The following is a 15,660-nucleotide window of genomic DNA, read 5'->3' on the forward strand; positions in this document are numbered from 1 at the left end:
TAATGTAAGAAATAATATTTATTATTGTATTAAAGGGCTTACAATGGTATCCTTTTCTTAACTATCTAAATATTTTTTAACGTATCGGTAATCGGATGCAGATGATGTGCATTCTATTGCCATTTCTCTCCATTAAATGAAAAATAAAGGCATTAGTGTGATCATGCCCACGTATCAGCATGGCGCATTTATCTCACGGGCAATTGCCAGTTTACAGTTTCAAACCTTTCGCGAATGGGAACTGATCATCATCGTTGATGGCAGTACTGATGCAACAAGAGATGTGATCAACTGCTATCTCAGCGATGATCGAATAAAATACCTGTGCAATAAATCAAATAAGGGCTTGGGTGCTGCCATTAACCAGGGGCTGGATCATGCCTCGTATGATTATATTAGCTACCTGCCTTCTGATGATGTATACTTTGAAGATCATCTTCAGTCGCTATGGAATCTGGCACTGTCCAATCCGGGAGCTGCTTTTTTCTGTTCGGGTGCAAAACATAATTATCAGGATGATCATAGTGGCAGTGGCGGACAAAAGTGTTTTGGGCTTTTTATAGATATTGGGTATCAGCTGGTGCAGGTAATGCACAAAAAAACAGATCACAGATGGTTGGAAAGGAGCGAATTGGTAACGGATAGTCTGAATAATATGTTCTGGAATAAATTGCTAAATGGAACCGAGCCTAAGTTTACTATGAAAATTACTGCCGAATGGACTTCTCACCCCAGTCAGCGACATAAAATTATTAGCGAGCGTTGGGGCGGCGGGATTAATCTATACAAGCAGTTTTACCAGATCAATCAAAAATTGAAATTCAAATCGGCTTTTGGCGGATTAATAGATGAACACGTAGAATATTTAGACTTTGATCATCGTCCTGTGATTTCAAATGAGCCATCCTTAAAAATCCTTTTGGTAGGTGAGCTGGCCTATAATGCTGAGCGGGTTTTGGCTTTTGAAGAAAAGGGCCATCAGTTATATGGTTTATGGATGGATGAGCCCTCTTTTTATAACGCGGTTGGTCCACTTCCTTTTGGCAATATCATCGACATCCCTAAAGAGAATTGGCAACAAACTGTACAAAATCTCAAACCAGATATCATTTATGCGCTCTTAAATTTTAGGGCAATACCATTTATTCATGAAGTGCTCCGTGCAGATTTAGGGATTCCTTTTGTGTGGCATTTTAAAGAAGGTCCGTTTTTTTGCAGGCAAAAAGGCTTGTGGGATAAAATGATTGATCTTTTTCAGTATGCTGACGGAACGATTTATCTGAATGAGGAAATTAAGCGCTGGTATGAAGAGTTTTTTCATTTTGATGTACCGTTGAGTATGATCTTAGATGGAGATTTACCTCATGTTGAACGGTTTAAAGGAAAGCCAAGCAGTTTGATTTCGGAGCAGGATGGGGAGATTCATACCGTAGTTCCGGGAAGGCCGATGGGGCTATCACCAATTGATGTTCAGGAATTGGCTAAAAGGAAAATCCATTTACATCTTTATGGAGATTTCTACCACAGTGTTTATAAATCATGGATTGATGAGGCCAATTTATTGGCTCCAGGCTATCTCCATCTGCATCCGGCATGTTCGCCACAGCACTGGGTAGCAGAACTTTCTAAATATGATGCGGGCTGGCTTCATATTTACGATTCGGAAAATTTTGGGGAGTTGATGAAAGCAAGTTGGCTAGATCTCAACTACGCCGCGAGGATGTCTACACTTGGTGCTGCCGGGCTCCCGATGATTCAGCGGAATAATACCGGGCATATCTGCGCTTCTCAATCTTTTACCTGTAAAAATGGATTTGGGATTTTTTATCATTCTTATGATGATCTGGCTGTGCAGCTCAGTAATAAGGAACAGATGAATCGCATAAAGCAGGAAATGTGGGATAAAAGAGAAATCCTGAGTTTTAACTATCATATTGATGATGTTTTATCTTTCTTTAGAGAGGTGATTGAATCAAAGAAAACGATGCATTAGCATTGCGTTCATCTATCTGTCGGGATAGGAATCGGGTATTGTTTCGGTTGGTGAGACACCAACCGATAGGCGTATAGGTCGTATTCTCGACTGGAGCGCCTGCCTTTTTCAGGCAGCAGCGAAACGGAGAGATCTTTGAAATCAGGTCTTATTGATCAATCTAATTTTAGGTTTCAAAGATTTCTCGGCTGCGCTCGAAATGACGAGTTTTTTGAGGCGATAAACCACGCCGCCTATTAACTTACCTATCGGTCTGGTGTCTCACCTACCTAATTAATGTGATTATAGCTTCGGTAAATATTTTTATCATCGACCTTTCCATTTCAGGGAAAGGTGTTGATAGGCGGATAGGGGTTAATTTACTCCAAGGTCGCCTTCTCGACTGGAGCGCCTGCCTTTTTCAGGCAGCAGCGAAATGGAGAGATCTTTGAAGTCAAGATTGATCAATCTAATTCACGATTTCAAAGATTTCTCGGCTGCGCTCAAAATGACGAGTTTTTCGAGGCTATAAACCACGCCGCCTATTAGCTTACCTATCAGTCTGGTGTCTCACCGGCCGAAATTAATGTGATTATAGCTTCGGTAAATATTTTTATCATCGCCCTTTCCCTTTCAGGAGAAAGTTGCCGATAGGCGGATAGGGGTTAATTTACACCAAGGTCGTCTTCTCGACTGGAGCGCCTGCCTTTTTCAGGCAGCAGCGAAACGGAGAGATCTTTGAAATCAGGGTTGATCAATCTAATTGAGGTTTCAAAGATTTCTCGGCTGCGCTCGAAATGACGAGTTTTTCGAGGCGATAAACCATGCCGCCTATTAGCTTACCTATCGGTCTGGTGTCTCACCGGCCGAAATTAATGTAATTATAGCTTCGGTAAATATTTTTATCATCACCCCTTCCATTTCAGGGAAAGGTGCCGATAGGCGGATAGGGGCTTAAACCACCCCGCCCATTGGGCACCCCTCCTTAAAAAAAGGAGGGGTGTATCGATTGCCATAACCTATCAGTTAGTGATACAGCTACTCAAATTAATTGATTTGAATTCTTTGTTTAAAAGCGGTATGCCAGGCATCGCAATTTGTAAACCAATCATAAATCATTTTATATGCAGCGGTAATTTCGGCAGAAAAGTTTAGGGTTGCACCTTCATAACCTTCTTCTTGAAAGATGTAGGCATTTAAGCCATAATATAACAGTTCGGATAGGTGCTCTACATCAAAATTGCCGACGGCTTGCAATTGATAAGTCTGGCTTTGGGCATATTGCTGAAAGGTGTCTTCATTGGCTAAAGGTTTGGTTTTGGCAAACAGGCTGATGATATTGTTTACATCATAAAGTGCGTTGGCAATAGTAATGGGTTTGTGTTTGCCTGAACGAGGATCGGGCCCGGTAGTTGCGCTGAGCATTTCAGTAAGTATTTGATTTACATCCGATAAACTATTCATTTCAAAATAGCCTCCAATAAGTTTCCGGAATTCTGTTACAGCTACTACCTGATTTGGGAGCTGTGTGTTTGGGTTTTTACAATTGTCGTTTAGCATAACATTGATAAAAAGATCCTGAGACGCTGCTAAACGACAATTAACTCTTTACAGAGAAAATATAGATGCGGGACTACCGCTCGTCTCAGGAATATTGTTAAAAATTGAATTGCTTACTTAATTGCTTCTCTTTTAAGATTTGTAAAATATGTTAATTATCATTTAGCATCGCTAAGATAAATACAATAAAATCAATCTACAAAATATTTTTGCTCAGATAACGCATAAATGAAGGCAGTTCAGAACTTGCAGTTAACAGTTCTATCAGCGCGGTTAACAACATTATACTTGCAGCTGGTAGGTTTATGCTTGCAGTTGATAGTTCTATACTTTCAGTTCATAGTTCTGAACTTGCAGCTCATAGTTCTATACTTGCAGTTAGCAGTTCTATGCTTTCAGTTCGCAGTTCTGAACTTGCAGTTAACAATATTATACTTGCAGTTGGTAGGTTTGTGCTTTTAGTTCATAGTTCTGAACTTGCAGTTCAAAGTTGTATACTTTCAGTTGATAGTTCTATCAGCGCAGTTAACAACATTATGCTTGCAGTTGGCAGGTTTATGCTTGCAGTCAATAGTTCAGATCATGCAGCTGATAGTTCTGTACTTGCAGTTCACTGCGCTGGCCCATGCGTGTCGCTTGTGAAATAAAGATTAGGATGCACCAGTATCAAATCCACACGCGGCACGCGTGCGCCAGCAAGGGGATTTACTATCGTTGGCACGCATATGCAAGAAAGGGTTTTCTATCCGAATCGTTATGCTGAATTCAGTTCAGCATCTTTCTTTGATAAGATCCTGAAACAAGTTCAGCATGACGATCTCAGGATAGAATCATCATACTGAATTCATTTTAGAACAGCACCTAATTCATATGCAATATGCGGCGTGAGATAAAGGGACTTAATTAGTCTTCTTCGTCAAAGTCTAATTCGGATGCCATCACTCGTTCGTATAAATTAAGTTTGTCTACACTCAGCTTGCTAGTATTAAATTTGGTTATGTCAATATTTCTTCCTTGCCTAATTACTTGTATAAGTATTTCAGAAATTTCTAAATCTGGATGCCGACTGAATTCAGCAAACTGTTTATCAAGATTTTCTATATCTAGAGAGAATCCGATATCGATTTTTGATATTCTAAAAGCTATCTCTTTGTATGTCATTCCCCATTTCTTTAATACAGAAAGTGCATCTTCTAGATTATAAAGATCTCTCTTTATCGTTTCTGAAATAAACGTTTCAAAATAAGAGCTAAACCTATATGTATCATAAACGGAAGGAAGATTTATAAAAATTTTCTCAATGCCAAAAAGTGATATAAATTCGTCAATAGTATCGAAGACTCTTTTAGGGTAAGGAATTGAAAATGTTTTGCTTAACGTGAAGAGATATGCATCAGTTCTACATATTTTTTCGAAAGTAGATGTGTCATCTAACATGTACTCTGAGCTTTCTTCGGTAAAGAGTGGATTTAATAATTCTAGGCGTAATATGTAGATATTTTTTAGTTGACTAGGCTTATCAATTTTAAGAGCCTCGAGTCTTTTTAATTCTTGGGTTACAAAATTTTTAACCTTCGAAGAGTGTCTAGTAGCCGATGTAATTGAATTGAATATAGAATTATTTCTTGTTCGGGCTAATTTTCTATGTTTATCTTTATTGAATTCGTCAATATATTTAATCCCTTGGTTCACACATTTTTGTATTGCACTATTACTTACATTTTTAAGCTTATAAGAAATGTTAATTAGAAATGGGATACTGTTATTAGAAACCTCCAATTGTTTATTAATTATTTCATCAATAATATCATTGTCTGCCTGATCTTTATCAATTAAATTTAGGAGAAGTTCTAGAACAATAAACCAAAAGGGATTTCCTATATATATTGATATAATGTTATTTCTTTCGTTGACAAGGTGTTTTTTTTCAATATTCGAATAGATCCAGTATGCTGTATAATATTCTAAAAATGTCTTATGTGTAAAGTTATTGTCAAAGTAAAGTGATCTCTTTTGAGCATATTCCATAAATGTATCTGCCAAATTATCACAATCGTCCTCCTTTGAAATATTCAATCGAATTATAGATTTTGAAATTGTTTGTTTTGCCTTGCTATATGTTATGTTTGTGGACTTACTGCTTAATTCATTATACTGCCAATGTGCTAAGTCTGCAAATAATTTATCTTTCTCTTTTAAAAGCTGAGAATCTAAATTTATTACTAAGTCTTTAGAGGCATCCCATTTATCAACTAACGTTTTTGTACAACTTTGATATATCTCCAATTTTGATTCAGGAAGTTTCAAAATGTTTCTATAAAGTATTACTATTAAAGATAAAAGTAAAGGATTACTTATAAGTTCAAAATCAATTTCATACATCTTGCTAATAAATCCTTCGATTTCTTTTAAACGTATATCTTCTATCTCTTCTTCTTTTTCATACCATTTAATGACATATTCTTCAATTTTCACATGGTCAAATTGATCAATTAAAAGAGGGGCAAATGTTTCATTTAAGCTAGCCTCATCATAGCCGATTACTCTTGAAGTGGTTACTGAGTAGATATTATCAAATGTATTTTGAAAGTTCTCTATGTCATTTTTAGTCGCGATTTTATCTTGGATGTCAAATATTTCATCAAGACCATCAAATAGTAAGATACATTTATTTTCTTTTAAGATATTTATCAGAATAGACTCTGTAATATTATTTATTTGATATTCATTTTCTAATAGAAATACAAGATATTTTAAAAATGAACCTTTGTTCTCCTTTTTAAATGCCAGATAATTTCTCAATTCAATTCTAAATGGTAGAAATCCTATTAATTTTCCAAAAAATCTTTCGTTCTCCTTTTTTAAGATGTCACATATTATTGATTTAATTACTATTGATTTCCCTGATCCAGGATTTCCTAAGATTACCAATCTTTTTCCTGTAACAAATAAATCATCATACCCTATCCCATTACTTTTGCTATAGCTTAAATGGCTGATGTCAGAAAAAGTTTCTCCATCTTTGTATACCCTGAACAAAGGTTTAACGAAAATATCTGACAAATTTTTCCTTTGCTTTTTTATAGATATGTCGATTCCTAAACCAATAAAGTTAACTTGAGAAAGGTTATTAAGGGCATTATGAGTATAAGTTTTTATAAATTCACCAAAATCGAAAGAGTTTCCCATTCTGTCCTCAAGTATTTTGGAAATGCCAGAGAGTTTCTCAACTGTGATATCTGAATTCTGTGCGATATTTCTTATATTAATTCCTAATCCCTGAAAAACAATATATAATTCATTATTAGAAAATAGTTCATCAAATACTTTATCTTTCAAAAGTTCATTTTTAAGTGCCTCGATGAAATTTTTAATGAAGTATTCAGGAAGAGTAGTCGTATCAAAAATATTCTCAATTGTTGTGTCATCAATTTTTGAAATTTTGAATAGAAGTTTGAATAACTCTCCAAAAACCTCTTCTTTTTTAAAGAAAAATTCAATATTTCCTCCTAGCAAATTGGGGTAAGTCGATTGAAATTCAGTAGATACTTTTTTAACAGCTTTTCCAAATTTTTTATTAATTAAATCTGTGTTTGAAAGTTTTGAGGCTAAGGAATCAAATCCTTTATCACCCACCTTTCCTAGTATCCAGGTTCCAATACTAAAGGCGATTGTTTCTACGGGCATGGTTAATTATTTATTAAAGAGTTATTGTTATTTAGATCGAATGATGAGAATGTGTGAAAAGGTTAGGTAAGATTTCTATTTTTACTAAAATATAAACATTATGCAACTTTAATATGAAAAAAGTTACAAATACTTAAATCTAGCATTTATAGTGTTTGCCAGTATTATTGATAGTTGCTTCAAATATTAGAACGGTTTAAATTATCGTGTTTTTTAAACCCTTTAGCTGTCGCATGCATGCCGCGTGTGCGTTATTTTATCAGGCGTTAAAAAGACTAATATTTACCTGCAAGAGTTTAATAGACCTTAACTTTACAAAGGCTTTCACACGCACGCAGCATGAGTGAGCCAGGAAGTAGGTCAGTAACTTTTTTAGAGATTACTCAAACTGTTCTTCGACATTAGCTAAAATTTCACAATCACAATAACAGCTGCGTTCAGCCAACCAGTTTAAAACAATCTCTGGATTTGATATTTTATGGCTTATCAAAAAAGCCTTCGTTAGGTTATTGGTATCATCACAGCCATTTTCTTCCAACTCCTGATCAAGATAATCAAATAAAAGTTCAAAAAAATGCCTTTCCATGGGTAAGCTTTGATCAAATGCTTGTTGCTCTTTTTTCTGCAACTCATTTAATATTTCTTTTCTTCTTTCTTTTTCGTCTTTGTTCATATCAATTGTTTTTATTATAGGGTACTTTTTGATGGGAAATTGAGGCTGAAATGCCTTATTAATTTAGAATTTAAATGGTGCTCATACCTCAGCCAGTTTACTAATTCATTATCGTCGTAACTAGATAACCAATCTGCAAAATAGCAGTTTCTGATGATTTATTTTTAGTGCTTTACAAGTAAGGGCAAAAAGCTTAAATTTGTGGCTTAAAATTACCTTACATGAACCATTGGTTAGTAAAATCAGAACCTTTTAAATACAGCTGGGATAAATTTAATGAAGATGGCCGCACCTTTTGGGATGGCGTTCGGAATTATCAGGCTAGAAATAACCTTAGGGAAATGAAAGAAGGCGATTTGGTGCTTTACTACCACAGCAATGAAGGCAAAAATGTAGTGGGCGTAGCGAAGGTGGTAAAAGAATCTTATCAAGACCCAACTACTGATGATAAAAACTGGGTAGTAGTAGATTTAGTGCCTGTAGAATCATTAAAAAATCCGGTTACGTTAGAGCAAATTAAAGCTGAACCTAGCTTATCTGATATCTCTTTGGTTCGCCAGGGCCGTTTATCGGTAATGCCTTTAAAAGCAACAGAATTTGATAAAATATTGGAAATGGGAAGTTAAAATCCTTTAAGCCGTAGGGATTTCTTCTGTTTTGGTTTTGCTCAACGTAATACCTAAAGTCATCACAATGCTGGTACCCAACACCACGAGGAATAGAAAAGAAGGCCCAACCTCAGGAATTTTTAGCGAATTAGGCAGATTAAAATATAGTAAAATACTAATTAATCCACGAGGCGCAATATAAGCTATAGGGGTAAGTGCGCCTTTTTTGAACACCTTCAAAAAGAAAAACCGTACGGCGAAAATGGTTACCAAAATAAAAAAACCATTGGCCAGTACGGGCTTGTCATTAAGCTCGCTAATGTTCATGGTGAAACCAAATATCACAAAGAAAAAGGTTCTTAAAATAAAGGCACTTTCGGCAGAGAGTTGGTAAAGTTGCGATAAATCTGCAGAAAGGTTTTTATAAAGAAATACTCCTCTGAACCATGCATTCTGGATGGTATCTGCATTGTTTAGAAATAATCCGGTACTTAGAATTAACACCAGCGAAGATAAATGGTACGATTGGCCAATGGCATAAACCAGGATTAGGATAGATATAATGAGGAAGAACTTTATGTGGTGCACCAGTTTCCCCATTATATAAAGCAGCACCACGCAAGCAATCGCCGATAATAAAACGATTAAAAAAGTGCTTAACCCTAAGCCAATAAAGGCAGATGTGGTGATGGAGTGGTTGGTAATGGCGAAATTGAAAATGATAATGCCAAGGATATCTGAAAAGGAAGATTCATAAATTACAAACTCCCGGTCTTGTTTCCCTAGTGCCGCTGCAGAGGGGATGGCAATGGCCGAACTGATTACACTAAACGGAATGGCATTGGCAATACAGGTATATAAATCTTTATGGGTAATCTGGTAAATAATCAGCGTGATGATGGTTGCTGTTCCCAGTAGAATGGTTAATGCAGAGAAGAAAGCGCTTTTTATAATTTTATTTTTTTCGCGATCGTACTTCAGTTCCAGCGATCCCTCAAAAACAATCAGGATTAAACCTACGGTTCCGAGTGTGGGTAAAATGGAGAGGAAATTAAAAGTCTGGATTTTAAGGTAATCGACCAGAAACCGCAGGCCAATGCCCAGTAACAACAGTAATAAAACCGATGGTACTTTGGTTTTACTGGCCACCAAATCAAACAGATAGGAAAAGATCACTAATCCGCTTAAAATAATAAGTATGGTATATGTAGTCATATTTTGAGCGAATGGTAAGCTGCTAAAATAAGACAAACAGTTTAACCTGAAAGAAGTTTGATGTAAAATTTAGGCTTTAAAGAAGAGGGCCTTGAGTTCGCTGGCATCATCCGGATTCATTTTTCCGCCTAAAACCAGTCGCAATTGTCTGCGGCGTAAGGCGCCATTAAAAAGTTCGAGTTCTTCTGGCGTTTCCGGAATGAGTTCGGGTACGGGGATGGTTCTGGCGCTTTGATCAAGCGCTACAAAAGTGTAATAAGCCTCATTGCTTTTTTGGCGGGCACCACTTGGAATGTTCTCTGCCCAAACATCTAAACGTACTTCTACAGAGGTATTAAAAGCTCGGGTTACCTTGGCTTCAATGGTAATTACATCACCCAGTTTAATGGGATGTTTAAAAGATACATTATCTACAGAAGCGGTAACCACAATCCGGTTGCAATGTTTTTGAGCCGAAATCGCCGCCGCAATATCCATCCAATGCAACAGTCGGCCACCCATTAGGTTGTTCAGCGTATTGGTGTCATTCGGCAATACCAGTTCATTCATGATGGTAAAACTCTCTCTGGCAAATTTATTTTTCAAACTCATAATTCAGCAAAAGTAATTAAAAAGACGGAAAGGTGGTTAGGTGTTTTAGGGGGGTAGATGGGTTATTGTGGGTTAGGTGTTTAGATGGTTTAGAATTGGTTAGGTGGGTTAGTATTGGTTAGATGGGTTGGTTAGATGTTTGGTGGTAGGGTTTAGTATATAAGTTAGGAAAACATTTTGCTGATTAGTGCACTTTTCATGCTAAGCTATCTGCCTCACCAACTTCTCAACTTACCTCCTTAGCCCCTAAACCATCTAACCTAAATTACCCAATACTCACCACCTGTTCAACTTACCGCCTAAACCATCTAACCTATCTATTACCAAACAAACGTATATTTACCCTGAAAAACATAATCCGTACATGCAAAATCAAACGCTTATCCAGTATTTCCATTGGTATTACAATGAGACTCAAAATTTATGGGTTAAAGTTGTAAAGGAAGCAGCTTACCTGAAAGAAATAGGTGTAACGGGTGTCTGGCTGCCTCCGGCGTATAAGGCCAGTACAGGTAGCGTTTCAGTAGGTTATGATATTTATGATCTATTTGATTTAGGCGAATTTGACCAAAAGGGGAGTATCAATACCAAGTATGGATCAAAACAAGAATATTTAGAAGCGATACAAGCTTTGCAACAGCAGGGCATCATTGCAATGGCGGATATTGTTTTTAACCATAAAGCGGGTGCCGATGAAGTGGAGAAAGTGAAGGTAAGAACGGTAAACCCCGAAAATAGAAACGAATTTACCAGTGATATTTTTGAAATTGAGGCCTGGACTAAATTTACTTTTCCAAATAGAAAAGGTAAGTACTCTACATTTACCTGGGATCATCAGTGTTTTAGTGGTGTAGATTGGGCTGAAGACCGCAAGGAAACAGCCATTTATTCTATTCAGAATTTTGTTGGCGAGGGCTTTGAGGAGGTTCCTTCTACAGAGCTGGGAAATTATGACTACCTCATGTTTAGTGATATTGATTTCCGTAACCGTGCAGTGGTAGAAGAATTGAAGTATTGGGGCGAATGGGTGGTAGATAATACGCATATTGATGGTTTCAGGCTGGATGCTGTTAAACATATTAACCCTGATTTTATTAAGGAATGGCTCGAACACCTGGACACCAAATACAATAAGCAATTTTTTATCGTAGCCGAAGACTGGAATGTAGATAATTATGAATCGCAACTGGAATATATTAAACTAATGGAGGGACGAACGCAAATTTTCGATTCGTTACTACATCATAATTTTTTCATTGCGAGTAAGGAAGGAAATACTTTCGATATGCGAACCATTTTAAATAACACCTTGGTGGAGATGGCGCCTGATTCTGCGGTTACTTTTGTTGATAATCACGATTCACAGCCGCTGCAAGCATTGGAAAGTTATGTCGATTTTTGGTTCAGGCCCATAGCTTATGCTATTATCTTGCTGCGGATTCAAGGGATTCCGTGTTTGTTTTTTCCTGATTTATATGGTGGCATTTATGATGATAAGGATAAAGAAGGTGATGTGGTTCATGTCGAACTCGCGATTCTTCCTGAAGTGGAAATGATGAGTAAAATCAGGGCTGCCTTTGCATATGGTGAACAGCGTGATTACTTTGATCATGGAAACTGCATCGGCTGGACGAGGAGCGGAGATGATGATCATAAAAATAGTGGTCTGGCAGTGGTGTTGAGTAATAGTGAGGAAGGATATAAAACCATGGAGATAGGAACACGCTTTGCTGGTAAAACATTTATTGATGCTTTAGGCCATAGGCCGCAGGAGGTTGTGATAGATGATAAAGGTTGCGCTGAATTTCATTGTAATGCCGGGAGTGTATCGGTTTGGATTTTGAAAGAGGCAGAAGGGTTGTAATACGGATTAACCCCCTATCCGCCTATCGGCACCTTTCCCCTTGAGGGGAAAGGGCGAAAGAAATAGGAAAACTCGTCATTGCGAGGAGGAACGACAGCCTGCCCCGACCTTTCGGGGAAGCAATCTATTTTGAAGATTATTCGATTGATATTGCTTCAGCAAATTAAATATCTGCTTCGCAATGACGACTTTTCGATTGGTGCCCCAAACCTTACAAAAAATCATCTTCTTTACGATACGCCGCAATAACCGCCAATTCTCCTTCCTTTCCACTTTTTGAATTGCCATGTTCCATACCCATCACACCCTTATAGCCTTTGGCATGCAAGTGTTTAAACAGGTTTTTGTAATTAATTTCTCCCGTAGTCGGTTCTTTTCTACCGGGATTATCTCCAATTTGGATATAAGCAATTTCATCCCAGCAACGATCGATGGTTTTAATTAAATCACCTTCGGTACGCTGCATGTGGTAAATATCATATAAAATTTTGCACGACGGACTTTGTACAGCCTTACAAATGGCATAGGTTTCATTGGTTTTCTGCAGGAATAACTCAGGGGTATCGCTCAAAGTTTCGAGTACCATAATTAATCCATGCGGTTCAAAAATCTCTGCGCCTGCTCGCATGGCATCAATAATGTTGGCAAACTGATTGCCGTAGGGTAAATTGCGCTCATAAAATCCCGGAACCACAGTAAGCCATTTGGCGTTACAACGTTTGGCTGCCTCAACAGATTTTTTGCAGGTTTCGATAAATTTATCCTTAAATTCTTTCTTTCCGGTAGCTAATGAAGTTTTCCAGTTGTCGCCGCCATCTACCACGAAAACGCCCATTCTCATGCCCAATTTGGTGAGTAGATTTCCAATCTTGTTTTGCTCTTCAACAGATCGGTTTAGAAAGCCATTATCTTCTATTGAACGAAAACCCTTATCGTACATAAACTGAATCTGATCGAGAAAATTTTTGCCTGCATGGTTTTCAAACATGCCCTGGTGAGGGGCATAATCCATGTTAAAAGTTTTACCTGCGGCAAAAGGGTTTTGCTTTTCGGCAGCAAAAGTATTGGTAATGCCTGCACCAGCAGTAAGCGCACCTGCGGTGAGCAGGCTGCTTTTTATAAATTCACTTCTTTTCATTTATTGGTTTTTAAAATGTAAAAGCCAGTTTTAATTTTTTAAAATTTTTTTAAAGCCTGTGCTTAAGGTATCGGCAATGGCACCATCTGGTTTATGATACACGAAGTAAGCTTCTAGGTTTGGTCGTTCTTCTACGAATTTTAAAGCTTCCTGAAGGTGCATGCCCATTAATGCATTATCATATCCATCAGCGGTAATGGCATCTTTGGCATAAACGGTTACACTGATCATTTCATTTTCTAAAGGATAGCCGGTTTGTGCATTAATCAGGTGTGAGATTTTTTTCTTCCCGCTTTGGTGAAATTTTCTGTAATTGCCAGAAGTGGTGATGGCACCCTGATTTAAAAGGGCAATATGCCTGATGGCAGGTTCATCATTTTGATCGGGCCCTTCAATACCAATTTTCATCGGTGTGCCGTCTGGTTTCGGACCAGCAATCCTAATCTCTCCACCTAATTCTGCCACATAACTTTTAATGCCTTTTTGATTCAGGTAATCTGCAATTAAATCGACGCTATACCCCTGGGCAATGCCATTTAAATCAATCTGGATATCGGGCTTTGTTTTAATGAGTAAGCCTTTTTTCAGTTTAAGGTTTTGCATGCCGACAATATTGAGAATCGATTTTATTTTCTTTTCATCTGGCTCGGTACTTACTGGCTTTGGTCCGAAGCCCCAGGCCTGAACCAGTGGTGCAACCGTAATGTCGAATATGCCTTTTGTATCCGCGTTGATTTCAAAACTTCTTTTTAGCACCGCATTTAAAAAACGGTCTGTTTGAATTTGTTTCTCTGCGGCATTAAACTGATTGATCAGTGAGCCTTTTTGATATAAAGACATCGACTGATCAATCACTTTTAATAAACTGTCAATACCACTCTTAGTCGCAACGCTATCTTTCGCATAATACATGATGGTGTAATCTGTTCCTTGCGCAAAGCCCTTAATTTTATATTGCTTCATTTCATCAATAGGAAATAAAGCAAAAATAAAAGGCATGCAAAGGAACAGCAGTTTATTCATCACCGTTTATAAAACTTTAGTTTTCCCTGGTGTAGGAATAGGATACAAGCCATTTTCATCTGGCATCAACCTTGGATTGGCATCCCAGGCAAAACGCTCTGGTAGTAAACTGTTGTTTGCAGCTAATGCTTCATCCCATTTAATGGTTTGTCCGGAATAGGTTGCATATCTCCCAATAATGCCAGAAAACGTGGTGGTTGCACCATAATCAGCATTGGTAAATTTATATTCTCCTTTTGATATTGCATCAAAAAGTTCATCATGTTCGGTTTGGTAGGGATTGGCATTTCCCTTGGTATTGTGGTTATAAATTTCTTTTCCATTAGCATCCCAAATAATGGCCTGGTTGCCTGCCGACAGGTAAACCTTACCTTTTGTACCCTGGAAGCTTTCATCAACCCGATTTCTGGTGCCTTCAAAATGCCTGCATTGGCTGTAAATTTTAGCACCATTGGCGTAGGTAAATTCATTGGCGTGGTTATCATAAATTTCGCCATAATCTTTTCCGGTACGCCAGGCCCTGCTTCCTGTACCTTCTACTGAAACGGGGTGCTGTCCGGTAATCCAGTTGGCAATGTCAATATTATGAACGTGTTGTTCTACAATATGATCGCCACATAACCAGTTAAAATAATACCAGTTACGCATTTGATACTCCATTTCTGTTTGGTTGGCTGTTCGCGGACGAACCCAAACGCCGCCACTGTTCCAATATACCTGGCCAGAAACAATATCGCCAATCGCACCATCCTGAATCCGCTTCATGGCTTCACGATAATTGCTTTGATATCTTCTTTGTAAACCCACCACAACATTAAGCTTTTTCTTTTTAGCTTCTTCTGCAGCAGCCAACACCTTTCTAATGCCAGGTGCATCTACTGCTACAGGTTTTTCCATAAACACATGTTTGCCTTGTTTAATGGCTTCTTCAAAGTGTATGGGTCTGAAACCTGGGGGCGTTACCAGCAAAACAACATCTGCCAGGGGGATGGCTTTTTGATAAGCATCGAAACCTACAAACTGCCGTTCTTTTGGAACATCCATTTTGGAGGCAAATTTGGAGCTTAATGATTGGTAGCTGCTATCCAGCCGATCTTGAAAGGCATCAGCCATTGCCACTAACTTTAAATTGAATTTAGTGCTCAGTGCCTGAAATGCTGCTCCGGTTCCACGGTCGCCACAGCCAATCAATGCTATTTTTATGGTATCACTGCCAGATGCATAAGCGCCTGCCAGTGGGATGCTGCTTAAAATGGCACCGCCGGCCAATAGGGCAGAGGCCTTTAAAAAATCACGTCTTTCGTGTGCGTTTGGTTCTTTTTTCATACA

The 15,660-nt window shown here is 37.9% G+C and carries 11 protein-coding genes; 3 read left to right on the forward strand and 8 right to left on the reverse strand.

Annotated features, from left to right (window positions below):
- Positions 1-136 precede the first annotated feature (136 nt).
- On the forward strand, positions 137-1,993 hold the full coding sequence (locus AN34_RS06210; protein WP_029283374.1) for a glycosyltransferase family A protein: 1,857 nt from the start codon (positions 137-139) through the stop codon (positions 1,991-1,993).
- Between the two features lie 1,026 nt (positions 1,994-3,019).
- Here the strand turns inward: AN34_RS06210 and AN34_RS06215 are convergent.
- The 3 genes from AN34_RS06215 to AN34_RS06230 form a co-directional block, all read right to left on the reverse strand.
- Positions 3,020-3,532, reverse strand: a complete 513-nt coding sequence (locus AN34_RS06215; protein ID WP_029283376.1) for a hypothetical protein — start codon at positions 3,530-3,532, stop codon at positions 3,020-3,022.
- A 903-nt stretch (positions 3,533-4,435) separates the two neighbouring features.
- Entirely contained in the window at positions 4,436-7,219 is a 2,784-nt protein-coding gene (locus AN34_RS06225; RefSeq protein ID WP_029283380.1) for an NACHT domain-containing NTPase, read from the reverse strand.
- Between the two features lie 379 nt (positions 7,220-7,598).
- The gene (locus AN34_RS06230; protein ID WP_029283382.1) at positions 7,599-7,892 is read right to left on the reverse strand and encodes a DUF2695 domain-containing protein; all 294 of its coding nucleotides are present in this window, start codon (positions 7,890-7,892) and stop codon (positions 7,599-7,601) included.
- Positions 7,893-8,113: 221 nt separating this feature from the next.
- Between AN34_RS06230 and AN34_RS06235 the strand changes: the two genes are divergently transcribed.
- Positions 8,114-8,518 carry an EVE domain-containing protein gene (locus AN34_RS06235; protein ID WP_029283383.1) on the forward strand — a complete coding sequence of 135 codons (405 nt, stop codon included), beginning with the start codon at positions 8,114-8,116 and terminating at the stop codon, positions 8,516-8,518.
- Positions 8,519-8,524: 6 nt separating this feature from the next.
- On the opposite strand, the gene AN34_RS06240 is transcribed toward AN34_RS06235, so the two are convergent.
- Together AN34_RS06240 and AN34_RS06245 are read right to left on the reverse strand one after the other, a co-directional pair.
- Positions 8,525-9,715, reverse strand: a complete 1,191-nt coding sequence (locus AN34_RS06240) for a sodium:proton antiporter (RefSeq protein WP_029283385.1) — start codon at positions 9,713-9,715, stop codon at positions 8,525-8,527.
- Positions 9,716-9,784: 69 nt separating this feature from the next.
- The gene (locus tag AN34_RS06245) at positions 9,785-10,306 is read right to left on the reverse strand and encodes an acyl-CoA thioesterase (RefSeq protein WP_029283387.1); all 522 of its coding nucleotides are present in this window, start codon (positions 10,304-10,306) and stop codon (positions 9,785-9,787) included.
- Between the two features lie 364 nt (positions 10,307-10,670).
- Here AN34_RS06245 and AN34_RS06250 point away from each other — a divergent pair, with 364 nt between their 5' ends.
- The gene (locus tag AN34_RS06250; RefSeq protein ID WP_029283389.1) at positions 10,671-12,170 is read left to right on the forward strand and encodes an alpha-amylase; all 1,500 of its coding nucleotides are present in this window, start codon (positions 10,671-10,673) and stop codon (positions 12,168-12,170) included.
- Positions 12,171-12,381: 211 nt separating this feature from the next.
- On the opposite strand, the gene AN34_RS06255 is transcribed toward AN34_RS06250, so the two are convergent.
- Genes AN34_RS06255 through AN34_RS06265 form a run of 3 tightly spaced genes read right to left on the reverse strand, consistent with a single transcriptional unit; the run spans position 12,382 to position 15,657 of the window.
- Complete coding sequence (locus AN34_RS06255) at positions 12,382-13,308, reverse strand: hydroxypyruvate isomerase family protein (RefSeq protein WP_029283391.1); 927 nt, start codon at positions 13,306-13,308, stop codon at positions 12,382-12,384.
- A 30-nt stretch (positions 13,309-13,338) separates the two neighbouring features.
- Complete coding sequence (locus tag AN34_RS06260; RefSeq protein WP_029283393.1) at positions 13,339-14,331, reverse strand: FAD:protein FMN transferase; 993 nt, start codon at positions 14,329-14,331, stop codon at positions 13,339-13,341.
- 6 nt (positions 14,332-14,337) lie between these two features.
- On the reverse strand, positions 14,338-15,657 hold the full coding sequence (locus AN34_RS06265) for a Gfo/Idh/MocA family oxidoreductase (RefSeq protein WP_029283395.1): 1,320 nt from the start codon (positions 15,655-15,657) through the stop codon (positions 14,338-14,340).
- Between the last annotated feature and the right edge of the window lie 3 nt (positions 15,658-15,660).

It is taken from the genome of Pedobacter sp. R20-19, assembly GCF_000708265.2.
In the GTDB taxonomy this organism is placed as follows: domain Bacteria; phylum Bacteroidota; class Bacteroidia; order Sphingobacteriales; family Sphingobacteriaceae; genus Pedobacter.

Coding starts and splice junctions, on each gene's coding strand:
- AN34_RS06210 (WP_029283374.1), top strand. CDS start 137: ATGAAAAATAAAGGCATTAGTGTGATCATGCCCACGTATCAGCATGGC.
- AN34_RS06215 (WP_029283376.1), bottom strand. CDS start 3,532: ATGCTAAACGACAATTGTAAAAACCCAAACACACAGCTCCCAAATCAG.
- AN34_RS06225 (WP_029283380.1), bottom strand. CDS start 7,219: ATGCCCGTAGAAACAATCGCCTTTAGTATTGGAACCTGGATACTAGGA.
- AN34_RS06230 (WP_029283382.1), bottom strand. CDS start 7,892: ATGAACAAAGACGAAAAAGAAAGAAGAAAAGAAATATTAAATGAGTTG.
- AN34_RS06235 (WP_029283383.1), top strand. CDS start 8,114: ATGAACCATTGGTTAGTAAAATCAGAACCTTTTAAATACAGCTGGGAT.
- AN34_RS06240 (WP_029283385.1), bottom strand. CDS start 9,715: ATGACTACATATACCATACTTATTATTTTAAGCGGATTAGTGATCTTT.
- AN34_RS06245 (WP_029283387.1), bottom strand. CDS start 10,306: ATGAGTTTGAAAAATAAATTTGCCAGAGAGAGTTTTACCATCATGAAT.
- AN34_RS06250 (WP_029283389.1), top strand. CDS start 10,671: ATGCAAAATCAAACGCTTATCCAGTATTTCCATTGGTATTACAATGAG.
- AN34_RS06255 (WP_029283391.1), bottom strand. CDS start 13,308: ATGAAAAGAAGTGAATTTATAAAAAGCAGCCTGCTCACCGCAGGTGCG.
- AN34_RS06260 (WP_029283393.1), bottom strand. CDS start 14,331: ATGAATAAACTGCTGTTCCTTTGCATGCCTTTTATTTTTGCTTTATTT.
- AN34_RS06265 (WP_029283395.1), bottom strand. CDS start 15,657: ATGAAAAAAGAACCAAACGCACACGAAAGACGTGATTTTTTAAAGGCC.